At 63.3% G+C, this 24,962-nt stretch carries 23 protein-coding genes and 1 pseudogene; 5 read left to right on the forward strand and 19 right to left on the reverse strand.

The features are described 5' to 3' along the window. Window positions 1-11 precede the first annotated feature (11 nt). From ACMTA2_RS03450 to ACMTA2_RS03505, 12 genes are all read right to left on the reverse strand, one after another. Window positions 12-2,351 (reverse strand): MMPL family transporter, encoded by a 2,340-nt coding sequence (locus ACMTA2_RS03450; protein ID WP_413793724.1) that lies wholly within the window; start codon window positions 2,349-2,351, stop codon window positions 12-14. Then, window positions 2,335-2,958, reverse strand: a complete 624-nt coding sequence (locus ACMTA2_RS03455) for an outer membrane lipoprotein carrier protein LolA (RefSeq protein WP_413793725.1) — start codon at window positions 2,956-2,958, stop codon at window positions 2,335-2,337. The genes ACMTA2_RS03450 and ACMTA2_RS03455 overlap by 17 nt, the downstream gene beginning before the upstream one ends. Next, window positions 2,955-3,380, reverse strand: coding sequence for an acyl-CoA thioesterase (locus ACMTA2_RS03460; RefSeq protein WP_413793726.1), 426 nt, complete (start codon window positions 3,378-3,380; stop codon window positions 2,955-2,957). Before ACMTA2_RS03460 ends, ACMTA2_RS03455 begins: the two co-directional genes overlap by 4 nt. Beyond that, window positions 3,373-4,917: an HAL/PAL/TAL family ammonia-lyase gene (locus ACMTA2_RS03465; protein WP_413793727.1), complete on the reverse strand. Its 1,545-nt coding sequence runs from the start codon at window positions 4,915-4,917 to the stop codon at window positions 3,373-3,375. Before ACMTA2_RS03465 ends, ACMTA2_RS03460 begins: the two co-directional genes overlap by 8 nt. Further along, window positions 4,898-5,842, reverse strand: coding sequence for a lysophospholipid acyltransferase family protein (locus tag ACMTA2_RS03470; RefSeq protein ID WP_413793728.1), 945 nt, complete (start codon window positions 5,840-5,842; stop codon window positions 4,898-4,900). Before ACMTA2_RS03470 ends, ACMTA2_RS03465 begins: the two co-directional genes overlap by 20 nt. After that, window positions 5,839-6,573, reverse strand: coding sequence for a glycosyltransferase family 2 protein (locus ACMTA2_RS03475; RefSeq protein WP_413793729.1), 735 nt, complete (start codon window positions 6,571-6,573; stop codon window positions 5,839-5,841). Before ACMTA2_RS03475 ends, ACMTA2_RS03470 begins: the two co-directional genes overlap by 4 nt. A 174-nt stretch (window positions 6,574-6,747) precedes the next feature. Continuing rightward, a complete protein-coding gene (locus ACMTA2_RS03480; protein ID WP_413793730.1) occupies window positions 6,748-8,424 on the reverse strand; it encodes an ApeI family dehydratase in 1,677 nt (558 codons plus the stop codon). Continuing rightward, window positions 8,421-8,966, reverse strand: a complete 546-nt coding sequence (locus ACMTA2_RS03485; RefSeq protein WP_413793731.1) for a COG4648 family protein — start codon at window positions 8,964-8,966, stop codon at window positions 8,421-8,423. The genes ACMTA2_RS03480 and ACMTA2_RS03485 overlap by 4 nt, the downstream gene beginning before the upstream one ends. Continuing rightward, window positions 8,963-9,217, reverse strand: a complete 255-nt coding sequence (locus tag ACMTA2_RS03490) for an acyl carrier protein (protein WP_030140951.1) — start codon at window positions 9,215-9,217, stop codon at window positions 8,963-8,965. The genes ACMTA2_RS03485 and ACMTA2_RS03490 overlap by 4 nt, the downstream gene beginning before the upstream one ends. A gap of 9 nt (window positions 9,218-9,226) precedes the next feature. Next, window positions 9,227-9,484: a phosphopantetheine-binding protein gene (locus ACMTA2_RS03495; protein ID WP_042727925.1), complete on the reverse strand. Its 258-nt coding sequence runs from the start codon at window positions 9,482-9,484 to the stop codon at window positions 9,227-9,229. Continuing rightward, window positions 9,465-10,274: a lysophospholipid acyltransferase family protein gene (locus ACMTA2_RS03500; protein WP_413793732.1), complete on the reverse strand. Its 810-nt coding sequence runs from the start codon at window positions 10,272-10,274 to the stop codon at window positions 9,465-9,467. The genes ACMTA2_RS03495 and ACMTA2_RS03500 overlap by 20 nt, the downstream gene beginning before the upstream one ends. Further along, window positions 10,250-10,978, reverse strand: a complete 729-nt coding sequence (locus ACMTA2_RS03505) for a beta-ketoacyl synthase chain length factor (RefSeq protein ID WP_413793733.1) — start codon at window positions 10,976-10,978, stop codon at window positions 10,250-10,252. Before ACMTA2_RS03505 ends, ACMTA2_RS03500 begins: the two co-directional genes overlap by 25 nt. Window positions 10,979-11,329: 351 nt before the next feature. On the opposite strand from ACMTA2_RS03505, the gene ACMTA2_RS03510 reads away from it, so the two are divergent. Then, window positions 11,330-12,100 (forward strand): ParA family protein, encoded by a 771-nt coding sequence (locus ACMTA2_RS03510; RefSeq protein ID WP_014336219.1) that lies wholly within the window; start codon window positions 11,330-11,332, stop codon window positions 12,098-12,100. A 123-nt stretch (window positions 12,101-12,223) separates the two neighbouring features. Here ACMTA2_RS03510 and trxC read toward each other — a convergent pair whose 3' ends face one another. Next, window positions 12,224-12,646: a thioredoxin TrxC gene (gene trxC, locus ACMTA2_RS03515; RefSeq protein WP_413793734.1), complete on the reverse strand. Its 423-nt coding sequence runs from the start codon at window positions 12,644-12,646 to the stop codon at window positions 12,224-12,226. A gap of 176 nt (window positions 12,647-12,822) precedes the next feature. Beyond that, entirely contained in the window at window positions 12,823-13,449 is a 627-nt protein-coding gene (gene ycaC, locus ACMTA2_RS03520) for an isochorismate family cysteine hydrolase YcaC (RefSeq protein ID WP_018603387.1), read from the reverse strand. Window positions 13,450-13,655: 206 nt separating this feature from the next. On the opposite strand from ycaC, the gene ACMTA2_RS03525 reads away from it, so the two are divergent. The 4 genes from ACMTA2_RS03525 to ACMTA2_RS03540 all read left to right on the forward strand — a co-directional run bounded on the left by ACMTA2_RS03525 (window position 13,656) and on the right by ACMTA2_RS03540 (window position 15,948). Further along, window positions 13,656-14,561 carry a LysR family transcriptional regulator gene (locus ACMTA2_RS03525; RefSeq protein WP_413795586.1) on the forward strand — a complete coding sequence of 302 codons (906 nt, stop codon included), beginning with the start codon at window positions 13,656-13,658 and terminating at the stop codon, window positions 14,559-14,561. Window positions 14,562-14,808: 247 nt separating this feature from the next. Beyond that, complete coding sequence (locus ACMTA2_RS03530) at window positions 14,809-15,087, forward strand: hypothetical protein (protein WP_413793735.1); 279 nt, start codon at window positions 14,809-14,811, stop codon at window positions 15,085-15,087. A 166-nt stretch (window positions 15,088-15,253) separates the two neighbouring features. After that, entirely contained in the window at window positions 15,254-15,550 is a 297-nt protein-coding gene (locus ACMTA2_RS03535) for a type II toxin-antitoxin system HigB family toxin (RefSeq protein ID WP_413793736.1), read from the forward strand. Next, entirely contained in the window at window positions 15,547-15,948 is a 402-nt protein-coding gene (locus ACMTA2_RS03540; protein WP_413793737.1) for a helix-turn-helix domain-containing protein, read from the forward strand. The genes ACMTA2_RS03535 and ACMTA2_RS03540 overlap by 4 nt, the downstream gene beginning before the upstream one ends. Window positions 15,949-16,170: 222 nt before the next feature. Here ACMTA2_RS03540 and selO read toward each other — a convergent pair whose 3' ends face one another. From selO to ACMTA2_RS03565, 5 genes and pseudogenes are all read right to left on the reverse strand, one after another. Then, a complete protein-coding gene (selO, locus tag ACMTA2_RS03545; protein WP_413793738.1) occupies window positions 16,171-17,634 on the reverse strand; it encodes a protein adenylyltransferase SelO in 1,464 nt (487 codons plus the stop codon). A 37-nt stretch (window positions 17,635-17,671) separates the two neighbouring features. Further along, the gene (gene mscK, locus ACMTA2_RS03550) at window positions 17,672-21,034 is read right to left on the reverse strand and encodes a mechanosensitive channel MscK (RefSeq protein ID WP_413793739.1); all 3,363 of its coding nucleotides are present in this window, start codon (window positions 21,032-21,034) and stop codon (window positions 17,672-17,674) included. Between the two features lie 34 nt (window positions 21,035-21,068). Beyond that, window positions 21,069-22,811: a potassium/proton antiporter gene (locus tag ACMTA2_RS03555; protein WP_413793740.1), complete on the reverse strand. Its 1,743-nt coding sequence runs from the start codon at window positions 22,809-22,811 to the stop codon at window positions 21,069-21,071. A gap of 323 nt (window positions 22,812-23,134) precedes the next feature. After that, window positions 23,135-24,007 (reverse strand): methyl-accepting chemotaxis protein, encoded by an 873-nt coding sequence (locus tag ACMTA2_RS03560; protein WP_413795587.1) that lies wholly within the window; start codon window positions 24,005-24,007, stop codon window positions 23,135-23,137. Continuing rightward, window positions 23,990-24,826 (reverse strand): annotated as a pseudogene (locus tag ACMTA2_RS03565) (MCP four helix bundle domain-containing protein); the annotation flags it as partial. The gene ACMTA2_RS03560 and the pseudogene ACMTA2_RS03565, both read right to left, overlap by 18 nt. Between the last annotated feature and the right edge of the window lie 136 nt (window positions 24,827-24,962).

Raw genomic sequence — 24,962 nt, forward strand, 5'->3', positions numbered from 1 at the left:
AATATCCTGGGTCATCGTAGGTCTTCTTGAGCAGGTGTAGGGTGTTCCTGACGCCCGGCCCACGGCGCCAGCATGAAACTGAAGGCCAGCCCCAGGCTCACCGCCAGGCCGAAGTGACTCACCGCCGGTGTGCTGGACAACGCCAGCAGGCCGAACGACAGCCAGGTGGTGATAGCTGCCAGCAGGGTGCCCAGCAGGCTCACGGCGGCACCGCCGATCTGTTCGCGCATCAGGATCGCGTAATCGACGCCGATGGCTGTCACCAGCAGCAGGCCGAACAGGCTGAACAGGGTCAATGGCTGCCCGAGCCAGCCGAGGCTCGCCAGGCTGCACAGCGCGGCCAGCAATGGCAGGGCGACGATGCGCAAGGCCGCGCGGACACCGAACGGCCAGATCAGTACCAGCACGATCAGCACGCAGGAGGCCAGTTTCAACTCGGCGGCGCTGACCTGTGTGGCGGCGAAGACCCGGTTCAGGTCCCCCAGGCGATCCACCAGTTGCACGCCCGGCAAATCCACCGCCTGCACCCGCAGCAAGGCGGCATCGTTCAAGCCTTGCAGGCTGATCATGGCGGCCACGCCTTGTGGGGTGGGGCCCAGCCAGAGTGTGCGGTACGGCTCGGCCAGGGGCCCGGCCAGCGCGGCATCGATGTCTGCCACTGGCAAGGCCTGCAACTGCGCCAGCTCCGCTTGCAGCGCAGCGACCGGTACGCCCAGGTCCACCAACGGTTGCCAGAAGGCCGGCAACCGGGCCAGGGCCTCGCGCACTGTCTGTTGTTCGGCGGGCGGGCTCACCAGTTGGTTCAGCGACAGGTAGCCCTGGAGCTTGTCCAGGGCGATCAACTGGTCCAACCGCTCGTTGAGGGCGGTCTGGCGCTCCAGCAGTTGGGGCTGATCGTCGGCGCGGATCAGGAAGAACTGGCTGGTGGGCTGGAAGCCGGTGATGCGTGCGATGTCGCGGGCTTCGTCGGTGAGGTGCTGGGGCGTGCCGATCCACTGGCGGATGTCGTTTTTCGTGGTCAGGTGCCAGAGGCCGCCCCCACAGAAACCCAGCAGCAACACCAGCAGCACCGGCGTGGGCACCCGCGTCAACAGGGCCTGGCGGATATGGAGCAGGCATTCGCACAGCCGCAACGGCCACTGGGCCGGACGCAGATCTGCGCCCGTGAGCAGCGCCGGCAACAGGCAGACCGCGGTCAGGTAGGCGCCGACCAGCCCTGCGGTGGAAAATATCGCGATCTGGGTCAGGGCCGGGAACGGCGTCCACGCCAGGGCCAGGTAGCCGATGCAGGTGGTCGCCAGGCTCAGGCTCAGCCCCGGCAGGGTCAGGCGCAAGGCCGACCAGCTGCGCCACGGCTTGAGGCTCCAGCTCTTGGACAGGTAATGCAGGGGATAGTCCACCGCGACGCCGATCAGGCTCGAACCCAATACCAGGGTCATCACGTGCATGCGCCCGAACAAGGCTACGCAGGCCACCGCGCCGAACAGCACGCCCACCAGCACCGGTACGAACGCCAGCCACACGCGCAGGCGCCGGAAGGCCAGCAACAGCAGCAGCAGGATGCCGACGGTCGCGCCACCGCCGACCCAGGTGATTTCCCGCGACGCCTGTTGCTGGCCGCTGGCGGCGTACAGCAGGCCGCTGGCGGCCAGCAGTTGCCCTTGGGCCTGGCTCGCCTGGTCGCGGCTGCGTTGCAGCAGCTCGGCCACTTGCAGCGGCAGGTTCATGTCGAAGGCGTCGCCCTGGGCGCGGGCCCGCAGCATCACCCAGCTTTTACCGTCGGCATCGGCGACCAACGCACCGCTGCCGAGGTCGAATTTTATCGCGCCACGTTGAGGCTGGCTGTTCTGGATGCGCCCGGTCAGGCCCAGCCAATCGTCCTGGTTCGGCACCAGGCTGAAGCCGCTGAAGGGGTCGAACAGGGTCTGCACCCGTTGCTGGATGAACGCCTGGGGCTGCTCGATCAATTGCTGCCGGTCCGCCGCCGACAGCATCGCCAACCGCCCGTTGAGCAATTGCGTGCGCAGCGCCGGCAGGTCGGCCTGCAACGTCCACTGCACCTTGTCGAACAGGCCGCTGGCCTGCCATTGCGTGCCCAGGGTTTGCGCCAGGGCGATGGCTTGCTGGCGATCGGCATGACCGACCAACACCAGCACCTCGCGATTCAACGGTTCCTGCATGCGCTGTTCAGCGATCAGCTCCAGGGCATCGGGTGAGGTGCCCGGCACCAGCTCCATGAGATTGGCCGACAGCGGCGCACCGTTGCGCCATTGCCAGCCGGCGAGGGCGAGCACCGCCAGCAGCAGGATCAGGAACAGCCGGGGCAGCATCCGTTCACTCGGCAAAATCATGTTGCTCCGCTTCGCTCAAAGGTTGCGTGCTGGTGCTGTCCTGTATGCGCAGCACGGTGCTGTCGCCCTGGGTTTCCAGCAGTTCGATGCGCCGGACCAGTTCGCCGCCATCGATGTTGATCTGGTTGAAGACTTGCTTGAGCAGCACCGAGCGCGGGGTCAGGGTGAGTGTCCATTGCTGTGGCTCGCCCGACAGGCTCAGTTCGAAGTCCCGTTGCAGGCCACTGCTGTCGCCCTGCAATACCGCCAGGAACAGGCGGTTCTGCTCGGCGCCGGCGCTCTTGTCCGGGAGCATCTGCCAGGCATTGTCGTCCCGTCGGGCGATGCCCTTGGCGGTGATGCGGTAGTCCTGTTGCAGTGGCGTCTGCAGCAGCCACAGCAGGCCGTGGTTTTTCGCCAGCACGAAGCGCCCCTTGCTGGTGAGGGGCTGAGGCAGGGCGCGCAGGTGTTTTTCCTGGATGAACTGGCCGTGGATCACCTCCGGGCGGGCCAGTTGGTCGCTCAACTGTTGCAAGTCGAACGCCTGGGCCGCAGGTGCCAGGCCGCACAGCAACAGGCCGCACAGCAACAGGCCGCGCAGCAACAACCGGGCAGACAGGCGCTTCATGGCAGTTTCCTTTCGACGGCTTCGACAAAGACCCGGGGCGAGGCCAGCAGCATTTCGCGGCTGGCGATGTCCACCGCCACTTGCACCGAACTGGCGCGGGTCAAGCGATCCCCCGTGGCCGCGTCGCTGATCAGGTAATTGATCTTCAGCCGGTTTTCCCACTCCACCAGGCTGGCACGCACGGTCAGGGCCTGGCCGAACACGGCGCTGCGCACGTAGCGCAGTTGCAGGTCGATGATCGGCCACGCATGGCCGGATTCGAGCATGTCGTTGTAGTTGTGGCCGATCAGGTCGAGCAGCGCACAGCGGGCCACTTCCAGGTATTTGACGTAGTGACCGTGCCAGACCACGTTCATCGAATCGACGTCGAAAAACGGCACCACGATGTGCGTGTCGACGTGCAAGACTCCTTGGCTACGCATGCAGCCTCCAATGTTGTTCGGCGATACGTTGCAGGCATAGGCGCAGTTCGCCTTCCAGGGCGCGGTCTTCGATCACGGGAGGGAAATCCTCGGCCAGTTGCCGGTGCATGGCGGCCAGGGCCGGCGGCAGCGCTCGTGCGTCTTCGGCACGGCTGCGCAGCCACACGCCCTGGTTGGCCGCCAGCAAGGTGGCGGCGGCGACTTGTTCGGTCAATTCCAGCACGCGGATCGCGTCCCGGGCGGCGATGGTGCCCATGCTCACCTTGTCCTGGTTGTGGCACTCGGTGGAGCGCGAGAACACGCTGGCCGGCAGGGTGTTTTTCAGGGCTTCGGCGGTCCAGGCACTGGTGCCGATCTGCACGGCCTTGAAACCATGGTTGAGCATCGCCCGCTCGGCGCTGGCGCCGGACAGGTTGCTCGGCAGGCCGTGGTTGTAACGCTCGTCCACCAGCAGCGCGAGCTGGCGATCCAGCAAGTCGGCGACGTTGGCCACCAGGTTCTTCAGGCTGTCCATGGCGAAGGCGATATGCCCGCCGTAGAAATGCCCGCCGTGCAGCACACGCTCGGCTTCGGCGTCGATGATCGGGTTGTCGTTGGCGCTGTTGAGTTCGGTCTCGATGAACGCGCGCAGCCAGCCCAGGCTGTCGGCCAGCACGCCGAGTACATGGGGCGCGCAGCGCAGGGAGTAGCGATCCTGCAGGCGATGCAGCGGTGCGGTCGGCGCGTCGATCGCCAGGTCCTTGCGCAGCCACGCGGCGACTTGCATCTGCCCCGGGTGTGGCTTGGCGGCGAACAGGCGCTCGTCGAAATGTTCCGGGTTGCCTTGCAAGGCGACGACGTTCAACGCGGTGATACGGGTCGCCAGTTGCAGCAGGTAGTCGGCGCGGGCGAAGGCCAGGCACGCCAGGCCGGTCATCACGGCGGTGCCGTTCATCAGCGCCAGGGCCTCCTTGGGCCGCAGCACCAGCGGGGTCCAGCCCAGTTCGCGGTGCACATCAGCGGCCAGGCGCCGTTCGCCACGGAACAGCACTTCCCGTTCGCCGGACAGCGTGGCGGCGACGTAGGACAGCGGCGTCAGGTCGCCGCTGGCGCCCACCGAGCCTTCTTCCGGAATCAGCGGCAGGATGTCGTGTTCGAGAAAGGCCTGGAGGCGTTCCAGCAGTTCCACCCGCACCCCCGACACGCCGTGGCACAGCGACTGCAAGCGCGCCGCCAGCACCGCGCGGGTGGCCTGGGCGTCGAGCAGCTTGCCCAGGCCGCAGCCGTGGAACGTGTACAGATGACGCGGCAGGGCCTCGACGTGGTGCAACGGCACGGCCACCACGCAGGAGTCGCCGTAGCCGGTGGTCACGCCGTAGATCACGCCTTCCTTGTCCAGCAAGGAGTCGAGGAATTGCGCACCCTTGGCGATGCGCTGGCGGAACGCCGGGTCATCCTGCAACTGCGTCGGGGCCTGATGGTTGGCCAGGGCCAGCACATCTTCGATGCGCAGGGGGCGTTCGCCGAAAGTTACCGGCTCAAGAGTGGGCATCGTCATCGGTCTTCCAGAAAGGGTAAAAGTTGAACCACTGTTGGGGCTCCTGGAGGCAGTACTGCGCCAGGCGCTCGGCGTAGCGGGCGGCCCAGTGGGCGATCACGTGCTCGCGCTCGTTGCGTTTCCACGCCACGGCATCGGCAAAGGGTTCGAGGGTGACGCGGTAGCGCCCCTCGTGCTTGAGGCACATCAGCAGGTTGACCGGGCATTTCAGCAGGCCGGCCAGCAGCCACGGACCTTGCGGGAATGCCGCAGGATGCCCCATGAAGTCCACGGTCACGCTGCGCCCGCCGTGCAGCGGTACGCGGTCGCCGGCAATCGCCAGCCACTCGCCGCGTTCCAGGCGCTCGCTCAGTTGCAACATGATCACCGGGTCCAGTTCGCTGACCTGGATCAGGCGCAAGTGTGTGGCGCCGGCTTCGCCCAGCAAGCGATTGAACTGCTCGGCGTGCTTGGTGTGCACCAGCACGTTCATGGTGACTTTCTCGCCCAGCTCGGCCAGGGCCCGGCACATCTCCAGGTTGCCCAGGTGCGCGCCCACCAGCATCTGCCCGCGGGCATCGCGCAGGTGATTGCGCAGCCGCGCCGGGTCGACGATTTCGATCTGGTCGATGCTCAGCTTGCCGTTCCAGACGTCGAGCTTGTCCAGCAAGGAATCGGCAAAGGCCATGAACTGGCCGAACACCCGCCAGCGGGTCGGGCGCAGTTCGGGGCGTGCACTCCAGTCGGCCAGGCGTTGCTGGTATTGCCAGGCCGCCTGGCGCGCGCTGCGGCCGAAAATGAAAAAGTACAGGACGATGCCGTACAGCACCGGGGTCAGCAAGCGCCGACCGAGCACCTTGGCGGCGAGCGCGGTGAGCTTCATCAGCCAGTAGCTGCCGCGCTCCTGGCGGTCGGCCCAATGTTGCTTGTCTGGCTGCGGGCTCATGTTCGCCACCGTCGCCAGAGAATCAGGGGCGCACGCACCAGCATGCCGAAGAACAACCGGGTGTGCATGCTGGAGATCAACACGTTGTCATGGAACAGGCGAAAGTGCGAAACCCCGTCCTGGGGGTAGTGGACCCGGGTGTGCAGCCAGCGCATCGGTTGATTGCGCCAGGCCAGGCGTACCAGGATGTCCGAGTCGAAATCCATGCGTTTGCCGATATTGGCCGAGTCGATCAGTGCCAGCACCGGTGGCAGGGGATAGACCCGAAAGCCGCACATGGAGTCGCGGATTTGCAGAGACAGGCTGTTGATCCAGACCATGACGTGGGTCAGGTAGCGCGCGTACAGACGACCTTTCGGCACGCTGGCGTCGTAGCGCGGATACCCGCAGATCACAGCGTCCGGGTGGGCGCGGGATTGCTCGATGAAGGTCTTCACGTCGCCAAGATCGTGCTGCCCGTCGGCGTCCACCTGCAAGGCATGGGTGAAGCCCAGGCGCGACGCTTCCCGCAAGCCGGTCATCACCGCGCCGCCCTTGCCCTGGTTGATGGCCAGCCTGACCAGATGCACCTGCTCGCCCTCGGCCAGTCGTTCCAGTACGGCGGCGCACGCCGGGCTGCTGGCGTCATCCACCAGCACACAGGGCAGACCATGGGCGAGCAACGCCTGGACCACCGCGGTGATGGCGGTTTCGTGGTTGTAGACGGGGATGATGGCGCAGGGGTTATGCATGGTTTGCACCTGCCACTGGCCTACTGTGCATCGCTCCCTTGTGGTGAGGGGATTTATCCCCGCTGGCTTGCGAAGCAAGCCTAAATTCTGCGCAACGACAGCGTCTGATGGCGAGTGCTTGGCACTCGAGCGGGGATAAATCCCCTCGCCACAGGAGGGCGGTGTGAGCATTAATCATTCGCCATCCCCCAACACAATCCGCCCGCTGGAGCACGCCGCGGTGTCATTGCGGTAGGCAAAATACAGCTTGCCGCGCTCGCGGTCGAAGCGCAGGTGCAATTGGATGTCATCGCCGGGGCGCACCAGTTGCTGGAATTTCAGCACTTCCATGCCGACGAACCGAGGCGGCAGGTCCAGCAGTTGGCGCCCCAGGTTCAAGGCCCAATCGACCTGCACCACGCCCGGCAAAACCGGCGCGGTGGGGAAGTGGCCGCTGAAGTACGCCAGATCGGGCGGCACGACCAGTTGCAGGCTCCATTCACCGTCGTTTTCGACTTGCGCCAACACGTCGGGGGCTTTGGGGCGTGGCGCCATCAGCAACGCCTCGACCTCGGCCTGGGGCAGCTTGCCCTGGGCGTTGAGCGGCAATTGCCGCAGCCAGCGCCAGCGCCGTGGCAGGGCGAGGGTTTCGCAATGTTCGCTCAGGTGCCGTCGCAGGCCCTCGGTCACGGCGCGTCGACCCTGGTTGCGCAAGGCGCGCAGGCCGGCATCGCTCAACACCAGCAGCGCGCCGAGGGAGGCGCGATTCTCCTGCACCACGCCCAGTCGCGCTTCGCTGACCCAGTCGTGGGCCATCAACGCGTGTTCCAGCATGGGCAGGGAGATGCGTTTCTCTTCGAGCTTGACGATACGGTCCAGTCGCCCGAGCAGCTCGAAACGGCCGTCTTCGGCGATCCGCGCCGCGTCGGCGGTGTGTTCCACATGCCCGACTGGCAGATAGGGCGAAGCGATCAGCAAGGCGCCGTCGCTGTCCTGGCTCAGCTCGACGCCGGCAAAGGGCTGCCACAACCCGTCACCCTGGCGCCAGGCGATGCCGCCGGTTTCCGAGCTGCCGAAAATTTCCGTGGGCCATTGTCCCAGGCGTCGCTGCAAGCTTTGCGCGGCTTCGGGTGGCAAGGCGCCGCCGGAGGAAAACACCCGGCGCACGCTGCTCAGGGCCGGCCAATCGAGGTTGTCACCCATGCGCTTGAGCAACGCCGGGCTGGCTACCCAGGCGAACACCGGCTGCTGGCGGCTGGCACGTTGAAGGTCTTCGGGAAACGCCAATTGCCGACGCACGAACGGGCGTCCGGCGCACAACGGCCACAGCACCCGGAACAGCAGCCCGTAGATGTGCTGGGCGGCCACGCTGCCGATCATGCAGGCCGGGCCCAGGTCGGCGCCCCACAGGTGTTCCAGGGCCTGGACCTCGTGACTCAACTGCCGCAGGGTTTTCTCGATGCGCTTGGGCTCGCCGCTGGAGCCCGAAGTGCACAGGCTCAGCCAGCAGTGATCGAGGTCCAGTTCGGCGGCGTCCATTGGTGTCTGTTGCAAGTCGTCGGGATGGGTATCGCCGGGCTGGTCGGTCAGCCACAGGTCCACCTCTGCCGCCCAGCGCTGGCGGGTCTGCGCCTGCAGGTCGGCGGGCAGCAGGACCCGTATGCCGGCGCGCCAGGCGCCGAGCAGGGCGACGGCCAGGTCGGCGGCATCTTCCAGGTGCACCGCCACGTGGCGCACGCCCCGGGCTTGCAGGCCGGCCGCCAGGCGCAACGCCGCGTCCCGCAGTTGCGAATGATCCAGTGCCGGATCGACCGCGACGGCGCGTTCCGGCTGGGCCCCGAGCAGCATCTGCTCAAGTGTTATCCAATTCATGGGCGGCCTCTTACCCTTTGTCGTATGAGCCATTCAATGGCAAACAGCAGCCCCATCAATCCGTAGGAAATCAGGCCGGTGTACAACATCCACCAACTCAGCGGCGCCCAGACGGTCAGGGCGGCGGCGAGCAAACCGTTACACAGGAAAAACACGCTCCAGGCCACCGTGACCTGGCGGGTATACACCACCGCCTTGGCTGGTAGTTGCGGCTCGCGCAGGCGGGCCAGGCGTTCGATCATCGGCGGGCCGTATTTCAGGCTCAGTGCGAACAGCCCGAGCATGAACGCGCTGATCAGCACCGGGTACCAACGCAGCAGGAGCGGGCTGTCGAACAGTGCGAGCAACACGCAAAACACGATCGCCGTGGCCGCCATCCAGCGGCTGCCGGCACCGCCCTTGCCCAGCCACGCCCGGGCCAGCCACAGGCTCCCCAGCAGCAACCCGAACTGCCACGGGGCGAAATGCTCCATGCCGAAATACACCGCAAAGGGGTACAGCAGGCCCGCCAGCAGCAGGCCGAGGCCAATCAGCCGGGTCATGCGGCCGGTTGGACCAGTCGATAGACCGCCTCGACCACGTCATTGACGGTGCGCACCGACTTGAATTCTTCGGCGGCGATTTTCTTGCCGGTCTGGCGCTTGATGTGGTCGATCAGGTCGACCGCATCGATGCTGTCGATCTCCAGGTCCTGGTAGAGGTTCGATTCCAGCGTCACGCGCTCGGGGTCCAGCTCGAAAAGCTCCACCAGGGCATCACGCAGGGTGTTGAAAATGTCGTCACGAGTTTGCATGGTCCGGTCTCAGGGGCGTTTTGCAGTGACGAAGGCCGCAAGGCTTGCCACATTGCTGAAATGGTTACGGGTGTCCTTGGCGTCGGCGTCGATCTTGATGCCGTATTGCTTCTGGATCGCCAGGCCTAGCTCCAGGGCATCCACCGAGTCCAGCCCCAGGCCTTCGCCGAACAGGGTCTGGTGGTCGCCGATGTCGTCGATGCCGATGTCTTCCAGGCCGAGGGCGTCGATGATCAGCTGTTTGATGTCACGGTGCAGATCGCTCATCTTCGGCGAGCTCCTTGATGAAATAGTGATGCAAGAAATCGTTGAGCCTGCGCGAAGCCTGGGGCGGCGGGCCGAGCGAGGCGAACGCCTGTGGGTCTATATCGGCCCCGACGTGAAAACTGAAGTGCACGCGGCGCCGGGGGATGCGATACCAGGGTTCGGCCTTGGTCAGGGTCGTGGGGCTGACCTTGATCGTGACAGGTGTGAGAATTTTCGCACCCCGCAGGGCAATGGCCGCGGCCCCCCGATGAAAGGCCGGCGCCTGGCCTGGCTGGGTGCGTGTCCCTTCGGGGAAAACGATCAGCGCCTGGCCCTCTCCCAGGGCGTCGCTGGCGGCATCGAGCATGTCCATGCTGCCGTCATTGCTGATGTATTGGGTTGAACGCAGTGGGCCACGGGTAAAAGGATTGTCCCACAGGCTTTGCTTGACCACGCAGTTGGCGTCGGGCACCAGCCCGATCAGGAACACCACGTCGATCAGCGACGGGTGATTGGCAATGATCATCTGTCCGGGGCGCCCGAGCCGTTCGGCGCCATCGATCTGGTAGGTGAGCACCCCGGTGCGGGCCATGAACCGGATAAAGAACCAGAACAACCGCCCGACGGTGCGGCGAGCCCTTTGTCGGTGGGCCTGGGCGTCGCCGGGTAGCCAGGCCAGCAACGGAAAAACCAGCAAGCGCAGGCACAGCCCGCCCAGCCCGAACAGGGCGAAGCTTGCGGCGGTCGCGAACAGGCGCCAGTAATAGGCGTCGCGGTGTTTATGGGTCACCGGTTGCGTTGCCAGGTCCATACACGATTCTTCCAGGCATGTTGGCAGGTGGTTTTGTTGTTCAGCAGGGTACGCAACAGATCCAGGGCATGGGGCCAGTCGCTACCAGTCGATGGGCCAGCCTGTGTGGACAGGTCCAGTTGCCAATCATCGCCCGGGGTCAGCAGCAGGCCCACGGCATAGGGGAACGGCACATCGTTTACCCAGGGGGCGTAGACCTGCGGCGGTTGCTCTTCGGTGATCACCAGCAACACCGCTGGCGAGCCTTCGTTCAACAAGGCGGCGGCCTCCAGCACGCCATGTTCCAATCCATCGCCGGTGGCGGCCAGGGCGGTCATTTCACTGGTTTCGCCGCGCATGATCGACCACAGGCCGATCACGGCGTTGTGCACCGACAGGCTGAACTGGGTCGGCGACAAGGGTTGTCCGGCCGCCAGGTCCTTGAGAATCTCGAACGTGCGCGGGGTTTCACCGTGGCGGGAAATAAAGACCAACGGTAGGTCCGGACGGCCCTCGGCCAGTGGCCAGCCGACACTGAATGCCATCCGCGCCAGGCGGCTGAGGCGCCGACGTTGCATGGCGGGCAGGAACGATACGTCAGGGGCGGCATCGCTGGCCGGCAACACGGTCGGCTGTCGGCCCCAGGCCTGCCAGTCGTCCACGCTTTCGAGCCCAGGGGCCCATGCGCGCCATTGGGCGATACTGAAGTTGATCACAAAATTCATCCCACCCCTGCGGGCCTTTTATTGTCACGGTTCAGTGGTTTGACCCGCGTCCAACCCTGCATGGCCTTGCGACCCAAGTGGCGCGCATTATCCCGGTGCGGTTGGCTTGTAGCAAATACTGGTTACATTTTGCCCAGCAAAATGTACGGTTTGGTCCGCTCAATGCCAGCCTTGGACCATTGTCGTGATTGTCACGAGTTTGTCTGTCGGTTGTTTCTATCTTTATCTGGGCGAATGGACGTCTGAATCGTTGGAAAAGCCACTGTTGTTGTAGTCCTTCTACGCAGAAGGTAGCTAAGCGGTGTCGCGGCCTACTACACTCGGGAATCTTTGATACACGGAGGTTTTGACATGCGGCGTGTGGTGTTCAATCAGAAAGGTGGCGTGGGCAAGTCCAGCATCGCCTGCAATCTGGCGGCAGTGAGCGCCAGCGAGGGCTATCGCACGCTGTTGGTGGACCTGGATGCCCAGGCCAATTCCACTCAATACCTGACTGGCCTGACCGGCGATGACATTCCCATGGGCATTGCCGACTTCTTCAAGCAGACCCTGTCGTCCGGGCCTTTCTCGAAAAAGAACAAGGTGGATATCTACGAAACGCCGTTCGACAACCTGCACGTCATTACCGCCACGGCAGAGTTGACGGACCTGCAGCCCAAGCTCGAGGCCAAGCACAAGATCAACAAGCTGCGCAAATTGCTTGAAGAACTGGAAGAGGATTACGATCGGATTTACCTGGATACCCCGCCCGCGTTGAATTTCTATGCGGTTTCAGCGTTGATCGCTGCCGATCGCGTGCTGATCCCCTTCGATTGCGACAGCTTCTCCCGTCAGGCACTGTATGGCCTGCTGGCGGAAATCGAAGAACTCAAGGACGACCATAACGAAGGCCTGGAAGTCGAAGGCATCGTGGTCAACCAGTTCCAGGCCCGCGCCAGCCTACCCCAGCAGATCCTGGACGAACTCATTGCCGAAGGCCTGCCGGTGCTGCCGGTGTACCTGAGCAGTTCGGTGCGCATGCGCGAGTCCCACCAGGCCAGCCTGCCGCTGATCCACCTGGACCCGCGACACAAGTTGACCCAGCAGTTCATGGAGTTGCATAGCCTGCTGGAAAGCGCCTGAATCTGACCTGTGCAAAACCAATGTGGGAGCGAGCTTGCTCGCGATAGCAGTCTGACAGGCGATGCAGTATCGATTGGCACACCGCTATCGCGAGCAAGCTCGCTCCCACATGAGTGTCTTGATTCAAATCCCCTGGCTGCGCAACCAGGCCATCAATTGCGGCAACGGCAGCGCTCCGCTCTGGCGCGCCACTTCCCGGCCGTCCTTGAACAGGATCAGGCTGGGGATCGAGCGGATCCCCAACTGCGCCGATAACGCCTGGTTGGCCTCGCTGTCGAGCTTGGCCAGCCGACATTTGCCGGCCAGTTGCGCCGCAGCCTGCTCGAACACGGGCGCGAAGGCCTTGCACGGCCCACACCAGTCGGCCCACACATCCACCAGCAACGGCAAGTCGCCCTTGATCTGGCTGGCGTAATCGCCTTGCTTGAGTTCGAACGGTTTGCTCGACAGCACCGGGGCCTTGCAGCGCCCGCACTTGGGCTGGTCGCCCAGGCGTTCGGCGGGTATGCGGTTGAGCCCGTTGCAGTGGGGGCAGGGGATCAGCATCAGGTCAGTCTCCAGAAAATCATGGGCACAGATTGAACACTATATAGAAACCACCACAAAAACCCCTGTGGGAGCGAGCTTGCTCGCGATGGCGGTGTATCAGTCAATAGTGCATCGACTGTCAGACCGCTATCGCGAGCAAGCTCGCTCCCACAGGGGTGGTTCAGCGTTGCGGGTTATTTTGCGTTGGTCAGCGTGTTGTAGCTGGTCATCAGGTTGCGGTAGTCCGGGATGTGGTTGGAGAACAGCGTCGCCAGACCTTCCACGTCGTTGCGCCAGTCGCGGTGCAGCTCACAGGCCAGGCCGAACCAGGTCATCAGTTGGGCGCCCGAGGACGACATGCGGTCCCAGGCCGATTGACGGGTCAGTTCGTTGAATGTGCCGGAGGCATCGGTGACCACGAACACTTCGAAGCCTTCGGCCAGGGCCGACAGTGCCGGGAAGGCCACGCAGACTTCGGTGACGACGCCGGCGATGATCAATTGCTTCTTGCCGGTGGCCTTGATCGCCTTGACGAAATCTTCGTTGTCCCAGGCGTTGATCTGGCCAGGACGGGCGATGTACGGCGCGTCCGGGAACAGCGTCTTGAGCTCGGGCATCAACGGGCCGTTGGGGCCGGTTTCGAAGCTGGTGGTGAGGATGGTTGGCAGTTGGAAGTATTTCGCCAGGTCGGCCAGGGCCAGCACGTTGTTCTTGAAGCGATCCGGGTCGATGTCGCGTACCAGGGACAGCAGGCCGGCTTGGTGGTCGACCAGCAGAACGGCGGCGTTATCTTTGTCGAGACGGTTGTAGGAAGTGGTCATGGCGTAGCCCTCATTAAGTTTTGGTTGCCGAAGGTGTCGGCGTGGTTAAGGTTTTTAATGTCGGTGCAGCGATTGATCAGTGACTCATCCGTTCGAAGCGCCCGGCTTCAATCCGTGTTGCGTTTCGATGGGTGTAGATTAAAACTGGCACCTTTGATGCGCTAGACTGCAAAAATCCGCCTTAGCGTTCTATTTGGAGAACGATCATCGAAGACCTGAACACGCTTTACTATTTCACCCAGGTGGTCGAGCACCGGGGGTTCGCCGCTGCGGGGCGGGCACTGGACATGCCAAAGTCCAAGCTCAGCCGGCGCATCGCCCAGTTGGAGGAGCGACTCGGGGTACGCTTGCTCCATCGCACCAGTCGCCACTGCACGTTGACCGAGATCGGCCAGGCCTACTACCAGCGCTGCCTGGCGATGCGGGTGGAGGCCGAGAGCGCGGCGGAGGTGATCGAGCGCAACCGATCCGAGCCCCAGGGGCTGGTGCGCATCAGTTGCCCGACGGCCCTGCTCAACAGCTGGGTCGGGCCGATGCTGACCCGCTACATGCTCAAGTACCCGCGTGTGGAATTGTTCATCGAAAGTACCAACCGCCGGGTCGACCTGATCCATGAAGGGTTCGATATCGCCTTGCGGGTGCGCTTTCCGCCGCTGGAAAACACCGACATGGTCATGAAAGTGCTGAGCAACAGCACCCAGTGCCTGGTAGGCAGCCCGGATTACCTTGAGCGCTTGTCTTCCCCGGCTTCCCCGGCGGACCTCAATGGTTTGCCGAGCGTGCACTGGGGTGGGGCGCAGCGCGAATACCAGTGGGAGCTGTTCGGCCCGGACGGCACCCGTGCGCTGATCCGCCATGAGCCGCGCATGGTCACCGACGACCTGCTCGCCCTGCGTCACGCCGTGCTGGCTGGCATCGGTATCGCTCACCTGCCCACGGTGGTGGTACGCGAAGACATCGCGGCCGGCCGGTTGGTGGAACTGGTGCCGGGCTGGACGCCCAAGTGCGGGATCGTCCACGCAATCTTTGCCTCACGACGCGGGTTGCTGCCGTCGGTGCGTACGCTGATTGACTTTCTGGCCGAGGAATTCAGCCAGAGTGATATGGCGTAGCGTGGAGGCAGCCATGCCAGCGGATTCTCCTTGTGGGAGCGGGCTTGCTCGCGAAGACGGTGTGCCAGTCAACATCTATGTTTCTGATACGCCGCATTCGCGAGCAAGCCCGCTCCCACAGGGACTCACACTCCAGGCTTTTCCAAGGACGTTTATCAGGGCTGCCATTCATCAGGTGCGCTGCACTGAAAAGCTGTCAGGGCCTCAAAAAGACACCACGTATCTGTTTGCAGACTCAGGAGGTCCCATGAGCCATCCTCAAGACCCAGCCACTCCCCAAGCAGTGGACAACCCCAACGACGACGGCTTCGTACTCGGCACCGCCGGCCGCGACGAAGACCCCAACGCCGCGCCATCCTACGCCACCGACCGTCGCCACGACCGGGACGAACTGACTCCCGAAGACGCCCGCGGCATGCCCGGCTATCCCGAGGAAAAACCAGCGACCAACCCCAAGGAGAAGGGGGTTGAAGAGGCGGAGCCGGGGATCGAGACGCCTGAGCAGGGGAACGATAAGGTTGGATGACTAGGGTTCACATCTGCTCACGTTTCTTACCGAAACCTGAAGCTTTTGGCGACTAGGCTGGAAACCAGCAATAGCTAACCGTTTGTCTAACTGGCGCTATCGCAATTTGCGATGCGCCAGATTTGTGTTTAGCCTCTCCCATAGCAAAATGCGATAAGGACGTTGCATGCATGTGATCACTGAGAAACGCATTTGGGAGGCCAAGGAGAAATGGCCACATTCAGCGAATGCGTTGGATCAATGGTATTGGCTGATCAAGCGCAATAGCCCGACTGATTTCGCGGCGATGAAATCCATATTTCCGGCAACCGACAAGGTCGGTTCGCTGCATGTGTTTGACATCGGTGGAAACAAATTGCGGCTGATTGCGGTGATTCGATACCGGGCTCAGCGTTTGTATATCAAATGCGTGCTTGCCCATCAGGAATACGACAGAGGCAAGTGGAAGGAGGAAAAAGGATGAGTGCGCTGATTGAACAAGTCGCCGCCCATTGGGAGTTTGTGTCACCCCTGCTGCGTAAGCCCAGGAGTGAAGAGGATTACGACCGGTTGGTCGCTGCGCTCGATGAATTGTTGGAATTGGTTGGCGAAGAAGAAGCCCATCCGCTGATGAGTCTGGTGGACATCATCGGTGAATGGATCGAGGCCTGGGATCATCAGCATCGACCGATGCCCAAGGCAAGTGGCGTGGAGGCGCTTCGTTATCTGATGCGCGAACACGGTTTGAGCCAGAGCGATCTGCCGGGTATAGGCGCCCAGTCGGTGGTATCGGAGGTATTGAGCGGCAAGCGTCAGCTCAATTTGAGGCAGGTTCGCTGGTTGGCGGAGCGTTTCGGCGTATCGGTGGAAACTTTCATTTGATGCTCCCTTAAAACACCGTCCTGCTTTTGTGGCGAGGGGATTTATCCCCGCTCGGCTGCGAAGCAGTCGTCACCCGGCGGACGCGGTTCATCTGTTGCACCGCATTGCCTGTCTTGGGGCTGCTGCGCAGCCCAGCGGGGATAAATCCCCTCGCCACAAGGTAGTCATGTCTGCGGTCCAGGCAGGCATGTGTTAGGCGGTGATTTCAGCCGAGGGGCTGGGTTACGACGAGCAACTGATCTCCAGGTGTTTGCCCCACTCCGGCGGACGTTGCGCGTAGCTGTCCATGCCCGGTTGTTCCTCGAACGGCTTGCTCAGCGCCGTGTGCAGGCGGCGGACTTCGTCGTAGTCGCCGGATTCGGCGGCGTCGATGGCTTTCTGCGCCAGGTAGTTGCGCAGCACATACAGGGGGTTCACCGCGTGCATGCGGGTGCGGCGCTGGTCTTGATCGACAGCGCCGTCTCGGTTGACGCGAGCGATGTAAAGCTCGCCCCAGGCATCGAAACCCTTGAGGTCGACGAAGTCATCACGCAGCGTCGCGACGGCCTGCTCGGGGGCCTGGTCGCCCAGTCGGCGGAAGAACAGGCTGTAATCGACGCCGCTGTTCTGCATCAATTGCAGCAAACGTTCCACCAGTGTCTGGTCATCTTCCTCGGCGCAGGTCAGGCCGAGGCGGCGGCGCATGAGGTCCAGGTAGTGGGCCTGGTACAGCGGCAAGTACAACCCGAGGGTCTCGCGCAGGGCTTCGACACTGATGAACGGCGTCAAGGCCTGGGCCAGGGCGCTGAGGTTCCATTGGCCGATGGGCACCTGGTTGCTGAATGAGTAACGACCTTGGTCATCGGAGTGGTTGCAGATGAAGTTGGCATCGAAGTCGTCGAGAAAGGCGAACGGCCCGAAGTCGAAGGTGATGCCCAGGATCGACATGTTGTCGGTGTTCATCACGCCGTGACAGAAGCCGTAGGCCTGCCATTTGGCGATCAGTTCGGCGTTGCGCTCGACGATCTCGCGGAACATCGCCAGGTACGGCTCTGGTTGCTCGCGGCATTCGGCAAAATGCAGGTTCAATACATGCTCGGCGATGGCCGCATGCAACTCGGGTTTCTTGGTGTAATAGAAGTATTCGAAATGCCCGAAGCGCACATGGCTGGGGGCCAGGCGCAGCACCATGGCGGCGCGCTCCTGCTTTTCGCGCCACACCGGGGTGTCGGAGCCGATCACGCACAAGGCCCGGGTGGTGGGGATGCCGAGGGCGTGCAGGGCTTCGGAGGCGAGGAATTCGCGGATCGAGGAGCGCAGCACCGCGCGACCGTCGCCCATCCGTGAGAACGGCGTCTGGCCGGCACCCTTGAGGTGCAGGTCCCAGTGTTCGCCGGCCTCGTTGTAGACCTCGCCCAGCAGCAACCCGCGGCCGTCGCCCAATTGCGGGTTGTAATGACCGAACTGGTGCCCGGAATACACCATCGCCCGTGGCTCGGTTTCGGCCCAGAGCTTGTGGCCGCCGAAGATCTCGGCAAACAGCGCTGTCTCGGCTTCGGCCGGGTCCAGGTCCAGCAGCGCCATGGCGGCCGGGCTGGCGACCACCAGCCGTGGATTGTCGATGGGCTCGGGCAGGACATGGGTCGAGAAACCGTCGCCCAGGCGGGCGAAACGGTTATCGAAGGTCAGCGTTTCCAGCGTTTTCATAGCCGTCTCCGGCGGGACGCCCGCAGGCAACCCGTCATCAGTCGAGGTTGCCTTGCGGTGGCTCGGACACCGGCTTGATGCTGGCGACAGCCGACGGCACGGGCGGGATGGACTTTTTGTCGGGCTCGGCAGGCACCAGTTTGTATTCCTGGCCTTGCAGGTTCTTCAGATAGATTTCCATCTGCCGGAAGGAGATGTTGATGTGCTCCTTCTTGAACTCCCGATTGATGAAGCGGTTGATCTCGTCCAGCACCGGGTTGCGGTCACCGAGGTCGCGCACGTGCATGCGCAGTTCATGGTCCAGGGTACTTTCACCGAAGTTCAGGAAGTACACGATCGGTTCCGGTTCCTTCAGCACACGTGGGTTCTCGCGGGCGGCCTTTAGCAGTAGTTCACGCACCCGCTCCAGGTCCGAACCATAGTCCACGCCCAGTTTCAGGGTCACCCGGGTGACGGTGTCGGTCAGCGACCAGTTGATCAGTTGCCCGGTGATGAAGGTCTTGTTCGGGACGATGATGTCCTTGCGGTCGAAGTCGGTGATGGTGGTCGCACGAATGCGGATCTTGCTCACCGTGCCCGACAGGTTGCCGATGGTGATGGTGTCGCCGATGCGCACCGGGCGTTCGAACAGGATCATGATGCCGGAGATGAAGTTGGCGAAGATCTCCTGCATGCCGAAGCCCAGGCCCACCGACAGCGCGGCCACCAGCCATTGCAGTTTGTCCCAGCTCACGCCCAGGGTCGACAGGGTGGTGACGAAGCCGACGCCGGCGATCACGTAGGACAGCAGCGTGGTGGTGGCATACGCACTGCCCTGGGCCAGGTTCAGCTTCGACAGCACGAACACTTCCAGCAGGCCCGGCAGGTTGCGCGCCAGGGCGAAGGTGATGCCGATGATGATCAGTGCCCCGAGCATGTCGCCGATGCTGATAGGCACCATGCTCATGTTGGCGCCGGTGCCGCTGGTGTATTCGTAGAGGGTGATGTTGTCCAGGTACGAGAACACGCTGATCAGGTCCGACCAGACCCAGTACAGCGCGGCGATGAAACCGCCCAGCAGGGCCAGGCGAATCAGGCGCAGGGACTGCTCGTTGACCTTCTCGATGTCCAGGGTCGGCTCCTCGACCACCGCTTCGCCGTCGCCGGCTTCCTTGGCCGCCTGGCGCTTGGCCAGGGCGCGCTGGTAGGCCAGGCGCCGCGCCGCCACCGACAGGCCGCGGACGAAGGTGGCTTCGATCACCAGCCAGAACATCAGCAGGTACAGGGTGTTGATCAAGCGGTCGCTGAGTTTCAGCGCGGTGTAGTAGTAGCCAAAGCACACCGCCACGAACAGTGCGATTGGCAGCGCGGTGAACAGCACTCCGACGGCCTTGCGGAACAGCGAGGTGTTCTTGTGGGTCGGGCTGCTGAGCAACAGGCGGCTGAGCAACCACGCCATCAGCGCGTAGCAGGTCAGCACCACCGGCATGCCGAGTACGTCATCGGCCAGGGTCGAGGGTTGCAACTCGGCCACGGCCACCACGGCCACCAGCGCCAGCACCACCAGCCCGAGCCGGCGGATCCAGCCCTGGAGGAATTCGACCTGGGGTTTCTCCCAGCGGAAATGCAACTCGGCCACGCCGCCCGGCGCCAGCACCCGATAGGCGGTGTAGAACACCAGCCAGGCCTGGCCGATCTGCAGCAGCGCCGCGCCGAGGTTGGCGTTCTGGCCGCGGGCGTCGATCTGCAAGGCATAGCCGCAGAGGGTCAGCCCCAACGCCACCGGCATGGCCAGGAGGATATTGATCAGGATCGCCTGGGGCGTGTGCCACTGGCTGTCGCGCTTGAAGTGGCCAACGTCCTGGTGAACCTTGTTCAGGCGAGCATAGAGGTGCTTGCGCCGCCACAGCAGGGCCCCGATCAGCAGCGCCAGGGGCAGGAACAGCAGGGGTCGCTGGGTCAGGCCATCGGCCAGCTCACTGAGGCTGGAGGCCCAGGGCAGCGAGTCGATCTGTTTTTCCAGGCGTGTCGGCACGGCACGCAGCCATTCGACATCCAGTGGTTTGTTGCTGGGAATCCAGAACATTTGCTCTTCGAGGGTCGCCCGCAGGTTCTGGGCGGTGCTGAGCAACTGCTTCTGGTTGAGCTGCAAAGTGATGGATTCGTTGAGCACCGCGCTCAACTCGCGGTTCAGGCGTTCCAGCAGGTCGACGCGGGTCAGTGCCAGTTCCAGCAAGGTCTTGCGCAGTTGCGGTGTGACTTGTTCCGACGGCTGGGACGCCAGCAGGTTGTCGACGTAAGCGCTGGGGTTGTTCAGCAGTTCACGCTGTTGGTTGACTTCGAACTGGTACAGGCGGATGTCGGCGATCTGGTCGGCCAGGTTCTGGTCCAGCTTCAGGCGCGGCAGGGTCTGGCGCTGCTTGTAGAGGATCTTGGAGAGCAGCAGGCTGCCCTTGAGCACGCTGATCTGCTCGTCCAGGGCGGCGTCGGTCTGGGTCACGCTGTCCAGCAGTTGCTTGGTCTGCAAGTTCTGCTGGGTGACTTCGTTGAGGCGGTCGGTGCTTTTGAGCAGGTAGTCGGAGAGCTTCAGGTTGGCCGCGCTTTCGGTCGCCAGCAAGCTGCTGCCACCGGCCTTCTGGGCTTCGATGGATTGCTGGGTCACTGTTTCCTGGGACTGGGCCAGGCGCTTCTGGTTGATCAGGTTCTGCAGGTCCTGGATTTCCTGCTCCATGCGGGCGATCTTTTCCATCAGCAGATCGTGCTGGCCGTTGCCCAGGTCCTGCAGTTGGCTGTTGCCGGCCAGTTCCTGGCGGCGCAGTGGGATCAGGGCATTGAGCGCCGCCAACTCGGCGTTGAGCTGGTCGCGCTGCTCGGCGCTCAGCGTCTTGCCGGCGTCCCGGCCGGCCTTGAGGATGGTATTGATCTGCTGGATGCGGGTCTGGCTGTTGGCAATTTCCGCTTGGGCGCGCTCGGGGCGGGTCTGGGCGGTGATGATCAAGCTGTTGGCATCGGCCAGGGCTTTTTGCAGATCACTCTGCTGGGTGGAGCGATCCGTGAGCATTTGCTCGAGCTGGGGAATCGGCAGGTTGGCGTAGCGTTGCGCCACTGGGACCACCGCGGTGCCCTTGAGCCGCGCCAGCTCGCGCTGGTTCTCGATGTTCTGCTTGGGCGCAGTGGCCAGTTGCTGCTTGAGCGCTTGCAGTTTCTGTTCGTAATCGGCCTTGTTGTTGAGCTGCGTCAGCGTGTTCTGCAAGACGGCCTGCAGGGCCTTCTGGTCGGCTTCCGGCAGTTTGCGGTCGGCAATCTTGTCCAGGCTGGCCTGCACCGAAGTGCTGGTGGGAAGATCAGCGGCCTGCACTGTGCAGACGGAGAGACTCAAGCCCAGCAGGGCGATGGCGAAAAAGGTGCGCAGGGTAGGCATAAAGACCGGTCGAGCAAGTGAGAGTGGGAGCAGTTTAGAGGAACAAGCCGGGACCCGGGCGACTTCCTTCGGGGAATCTGACGCCCACTTTGCCAATCTTGTTCCCGTCCATGGCCGCGACGGTCCACAGGGTGTTGTTCCAGTCCACCTGGTCACCGACCACCGGCGCGCCACCGACTTTCTGGGCAATGAAGCGCCCCAGGGACATGTCCGGATCGATGCCGTCCAGTTTCAACCCGTACAGCGCTGCAACCGCGGCCAGCTGGGCGTCTCCTTCGAGTACGAAGTCGCCGAAGAAGCGCAGATCCAGACCCCGTTGCGGCGCTTGGCTGAACAGTTTTCCAAGGGCCGGCAGATCGTGTTCATGGCCGATAACACACAGCAAATCATCGACTTCCAACACTGTACTACCCGACGGATGGAGCAGTTTCTGACCCCGAAACAGGGCGGCGATGCGGGTGCCTTCGGGCATTTTCAGGTCCCGCAGGGGCGAGCCGATGCACCATTTCTCGGCGCCCAGTCGATAGATGAACAGCTCCCACTCGCTGGTGACGTGCACTTCCAGCGCGGCCCGGGAAATCGGCAGCGGTTCCGGCGGAACGGTGACATGCAGCAACTTGGCGACCCACGGCAGGCTCGTGCCCTGTACCAGCAGCGAGACGAGCACGATGAAGAATGCCAGGTTGAAATAGAGCTGGGCATGGGGCAGGCCGGCCATCAGCGGGAACACGGCCAGGATGATCGGCACCGCGCCGCGCAGGCCGACCCAGGAAATGAAGGCTTTTTCGCGACCGTGGAATGCCTTGAACGGCAGCAGGCCCACCACGACCGACAGCGGGCGGGCAAACAGGATCATCCACAACGCCAGGCCCAGGGCGGGTAGGGCGATGGGCAGCAGGTCGTGGGGCGTGACCAGCAACCCCAGCACCAGGAACATGCCGATCTGCGCCAGCCAGGCCATGCCATCGAGCATGTGCAGGATGCCGTGGCGGCTGCGCACCGGGCGATTGCCCAGTACCAGGCCACACAAGTACACCGCCAGGAAGCCACTGCCGTGCAGGGCGTTGGCCAGGGCGAACACGGCCAGGCCGCCGCTGATGACCAGGATCGGATAGAGACCATTGGCCAGGTTGATGCGATTGACCAGTTGCAGCATCAGCCAGCCACCGCCCAGGCCGATCACCGCGCCGATGCCGAACTCGCGCACCAGGTGCCCCAGCAGGTTCCAATGCAGGCCGGTTTCGCCACTGGCGAGCATGCCGATCAAGGTCACGGTGAGGAACACCGCCATGGGGTCGTTGCTGCCGGACTCGATCTCCAGCGTGGCGCTGACCCGCTCGTTCAGGCCCTTGCCGCCCAGCAGCGAGAACACCGCCGCGGCATCGGTGGAGCCGACGATGGCGCCAATCAGCAGACCTTGCATCAGGTTCAGGTTGAACAGCCACGCCGCCGCCAGGCCCGTCAGCCCGGTGGTGATCAAGACCCCGACTGTGGCCAGCGACAACGCTGGCCACAGGGCCACGCGAAAGCTCGATACCCGCGTGCGCAAGCCGCCGTCCAGCAGGATAACGGCCAAGGCAAGGTTGCCGACCAGGTAGGCCGTGGCGTAGTTGTCGAAAAGAATACCGGCGCCGTCGACACCGGCCACCATGCCCACGGCCAGGATGATCACCAGGATCGGGATGCCCAGGCGGGACGAAAGAGAACTGACCAGGATGCTCGCACTTACCAGCAACGCGCCGATCAAGAACAGGCTGTTGATGGTCGTCGCAGTCAAAGGCGTTACTCCGGGAAAACTGGGGGACGGGCGCAGACTGACCATGCAGTCTGCGTGCCAGCGATTCTAACCTGTTGAAATGTGATGCTGTCAAAAAGCTTTTGGATGAGGGAGCGGTGAAGCCTTGGATAGCCATCGACGGCCATGAGATTGGCACCGCCCTTTGTGGCGAGGGGATTTATCCCCGTTGGCTGCGAAGCAGCCCCGAGATCTTTGCCGCCATAGAGATCGATGGCGAGCGCTTCGCACTCGATCGGGGATAAATCCCCTCGCCACAGGAAGCGCTCACACAGGAAGCGCTCGCCACGAAGGCAGGTAGGGCCTTAAAGGCTGAAGCGCCCCACCATGCTGTTCAGGTCCACGGCCAGGCGCGACAGTTCGGCGCTGGCGGCGCTGGTCTGGTTGGCGCCGGTGGCCGATTGCACCGACAGGTCGCGGATGTTCACCAGGTTGCGGTCCACCTCACGGGCCACTTGGGCCTGCTCTTCGGCGGCGCTGGCGATCACCAGGTTGCGCTCGTTGATCTCGACGATGGCGGTGTTGATCGTGTCCAGGGACATGCCGGCGCCGCGGGCGATGTTCAAGGTCGACTCGGCGCGTTCGGTGCTGTTGCGCATCGAGTCCACGGCCTGTTCGGTGCCGCTCTGGATGCTGCCGATCATGCGCTCGATCTCGCTGGTCGACTGCTGGGTGCGATGGGCGAGGGCGCGTACTTCGTCGGCCACTACGGCAAAACCACGACCGGCCTCACCGGCCCGGGCGGCTTCGATGGCGGCGTTCAGGGCCAGCAGGTTGGTCTGGTCGGCCAGGCCGCGGATCACGTCCAGTACCTTGCCGATGTCGCGGGATTCGTCCGCCAGATTACCAATCAACGTGGCGGTGCTTTGCACGTCGGCGCTCATGCGTTCGATGGCGCTGACGGTTTCCTGCACCAGGTCGCGACCGTCGCCAGCAGATGCGGTGGCGTCTTTCGAGGCTTCGGAGGTGCTGACCGCGTTTCGCGCGACTTCTTCCACGGCACTGGTCATCTCGTTGACCGCCGTGGCGGCCTGTTCGATTTCGTTGTTCTGCTGGGTCAGGCCCCGGGCGCTTTCGTCGGTGACGCTGTTGAGCTCTTCGGCGGCGGAGGCCAGTTGCGTGGCCGAACCGGAGATCCGCTGCAAAGTGTCGCGCAGTTTTTCCTGCATGGTCGACATTGCCCGCAGCAGGCGACCGGCTTCGTCGCTGCCATCGACGACAATCGGGCGGGTCAGGTTGCCCTTGGCGATTTCTTCGGCGGCATCCAGCGCGTTGGCAATCGGCTTGGTGATGCTGTTGGTCAGCAGCCAGGCGAACAGCAGGGTCAGGCCGGTGGCGATGACCAGGAGCGCGATCACCCAATTGAACGCCGTCGAATATTGTTGCGTCGCGTTCTGATCGAGAGCTTCGGCTTGCTGGTTGTTGATGTCCACCAAGTGATTGATGGCGGCGTTGATGGCGTCGGAGTTACCCAGCAATTCAGTGTTGAGCAGCGCTCGCAACTCCTCGATCTGATTGTTGCGCGAAAGGGTTTTCATCCGCTCTTCAAGCTGACGGTATTGGCCCAGCAATTGAACGTATTGATCGTAGGCGGCCCGCTCCTGGGGGGAGCTGATGAGCTTTTCATAGGCGCTTTGAGCGGCCTGGATCTGCTGGTTGCGTTGCTCGAACAGGCTGAAGGTTTTCTGCTGGACATCCGGTTCGCGGTTGACCAGCAAGCGGTAGGACAACACGCGCAGGCGCAGGGTCAGCGAAGTGAACTCATCCAGGGCCTTGATGCTTGGCACACTGTTCTGGACGATGCTTTGGCCGGATGCACGGATTTTGCTCATCTGGCTCAGGGCGAATACCCCAAGGGCCAGCATCAGGGCGCCAATCAAGGCAAACCCCAGGAACGCCCGCGGCGCGATGTTCATATTACGTAGGGACATGGAAAGTACCGGAAGAAGATGCGTCCGTGCGGGGCTGTGACTGCTGTTCCCTGACTTATCGGTCATACGACTAAAGTCTTGAGGCTGGTGGGCGCTTTTGTCGCAGGGCCACCCTTACCGTGCGACGAAGGGTAGGAACCAGATTCCCGAATCGCAGTCTCTACAGCTCGCGAGCGAAGCACCGCCACCGTGTAAAGCGTGG

Origin of the sequence: Pseudomonas medicaginis (assembly GCF_965119365.1) — a bacterium.
GTDB lineage: Bacteria > Pseudomonadota > Gammaproteobacteria > Pseudomonadales > Pseudomonadaceae > Aquipseudomonas.

Bases quoted from the DNA above. Each gene is read 5' to 3' on its own strand.
- ycaC (WP_018603387.1), bottom strand. From the start codon at position 13,449: ATGACCACTTCCTACAACCGTCTCGACAAAGATAACGCCGCCGTTCTG.
- ACMTA2_RS03480 (WP_413793730.1), bottom strand. From the start codon at position 8,424: ATGAATTGGATAACACTTGAGCAGATGCTGCTCGGGGCCCAGCCGGAA.
- selO (WP_413793738.1), bottom strand. From the start codon at position 17,634: ATGAAAACGCTGGAAACGCTGACCTTCGATAACCGTTTCGCCCGCCTG.
- ACMTA2_RS03465 (WP_413793727.1), bottom strand. From the start codon at position 4,917: ATGACGATGCCCACTCTTGAGCCGGTAACTTTCGGCGAACGCCCCCTG.
- ACMTA2_RS03495 (WP_042727925.1), bottom strand. From the start codon at position 9,484: ATGAGCGATCTGCACCGTGACATCAAACAGCTGATCATCGACGCCCTC.
- ACMTA2_RS03450 (WP_413793724.1), bottom strand. From the start codon at position 2,351: ATGATTTTGCCGAGTGAACGGATGCTGCCCCGGCTGTTCCTGATCCTG.
- ACMTA2_RS03535 (WP_413793736.1), top strand. From the start codon at position 15,254: ATGCATGTGATCACTGAGAAACGCATTTGGGAGGCCAAGGAGAAATGG.
- ACMTA2_RS03540 (WP_413793737.1), top strand. From the start codon at position 15,547: ATGAGTGCGCTGATTGAACAAGTCGCCGCCCATTGGGAGTTTGTGTCA.
- trxC (WP_413793734.1), bottom strand. From the start codon at position 12,646: ATGCTGATCCCCTGCCCCCACTGCAACGGGCTCAACCGCATACCCGCC.
- ACMTA2_RS03485 (WP_413793731.1), bottom strand. From the start codon at position 8,966: ATGACCCGGCTGATTGGCCTCGGCCTGCTGCTGGCGGGCCTGCTGTAC.
- ACMTA2_RS03530 (WP_413793735.1), top strand. From the start codon at position 14,809: ATGAGCCATCCTCAAGACCCAGCCACTCCCCAAGCAGTGGACAACCCC.
- ACMTA2_RS03500 (WP_413793732.1), bottom strand. From the start codon at position 10,274: ATGGACCTGGCAACGCAACCGGTGACCCATAAACACCGCGACGCCTAT.
- ACMTA2_RS03470 (WP_413793728.1), bottom strand. From the start codon at position 5,842: ATGAGCCCGCAGCCAGACAAGCAACATTGGGCCGACCGCCAGGAGCGC.
- ACMTA2_RS03460 (WP_413793726.1), bottom strand. From the start codon at position 3,380: ATGCGTAGCCAAGGAGTCTTGCACGTCGACACGCACATCGTGGTGCCG.
- ACMTA2_RS03490 (WP_030140951.1), bottom strand. From the start codon at position 9,217: ATGCAAACTCGTGACGACATTTTCAACACCCTGCGTGATGCCCTGGTG.
- ACMTA2_RS03475 (WP_413793729.1), bottom strand. From the start codon at position 6,573: ATGCATAACCCCTGCGCCATCATCCCCGTCTACAACCACGAAACCGCC.
- ACMTA2_RS03560 (WP_413795587.1), bottom strand. From the start codon at position 24,007: ATGTCGACCATGCAGGAAAAACTGCGCGACACTTTGCAGCGGATCTCC.
- ACMTA2_RS03510 (WP_014336219.1), top strand. From the start codon at position 11,330: ATGCGGCGTGTGGTGTTCAATCAGAAAGGTGGCGTGGGCAAGTCCAGC.
- ACMTA2_RS03505 (WP_413793733.1), bottom strand. From the start codon at position 10,978: ATGAATTTTGTGATCAACTTCAGTATCGCCCAATGGCGCGCATGGGCC.
- mscK (WP_413793739.1), bottom strand. From the start codon at position 21,034: ATGCCTACCCTGCGCACCTTTTTCGCCATCGCCCTGCTGGGCTTGAGT.
- ACMTA2_RS03455 (WP_413793725.1), bottom strand. From the start codon at position 2,958: ATGAAGCGCCTGTCTGCCCGGTTGTTGCTGCGCGGCCTGTTGCTGTGC.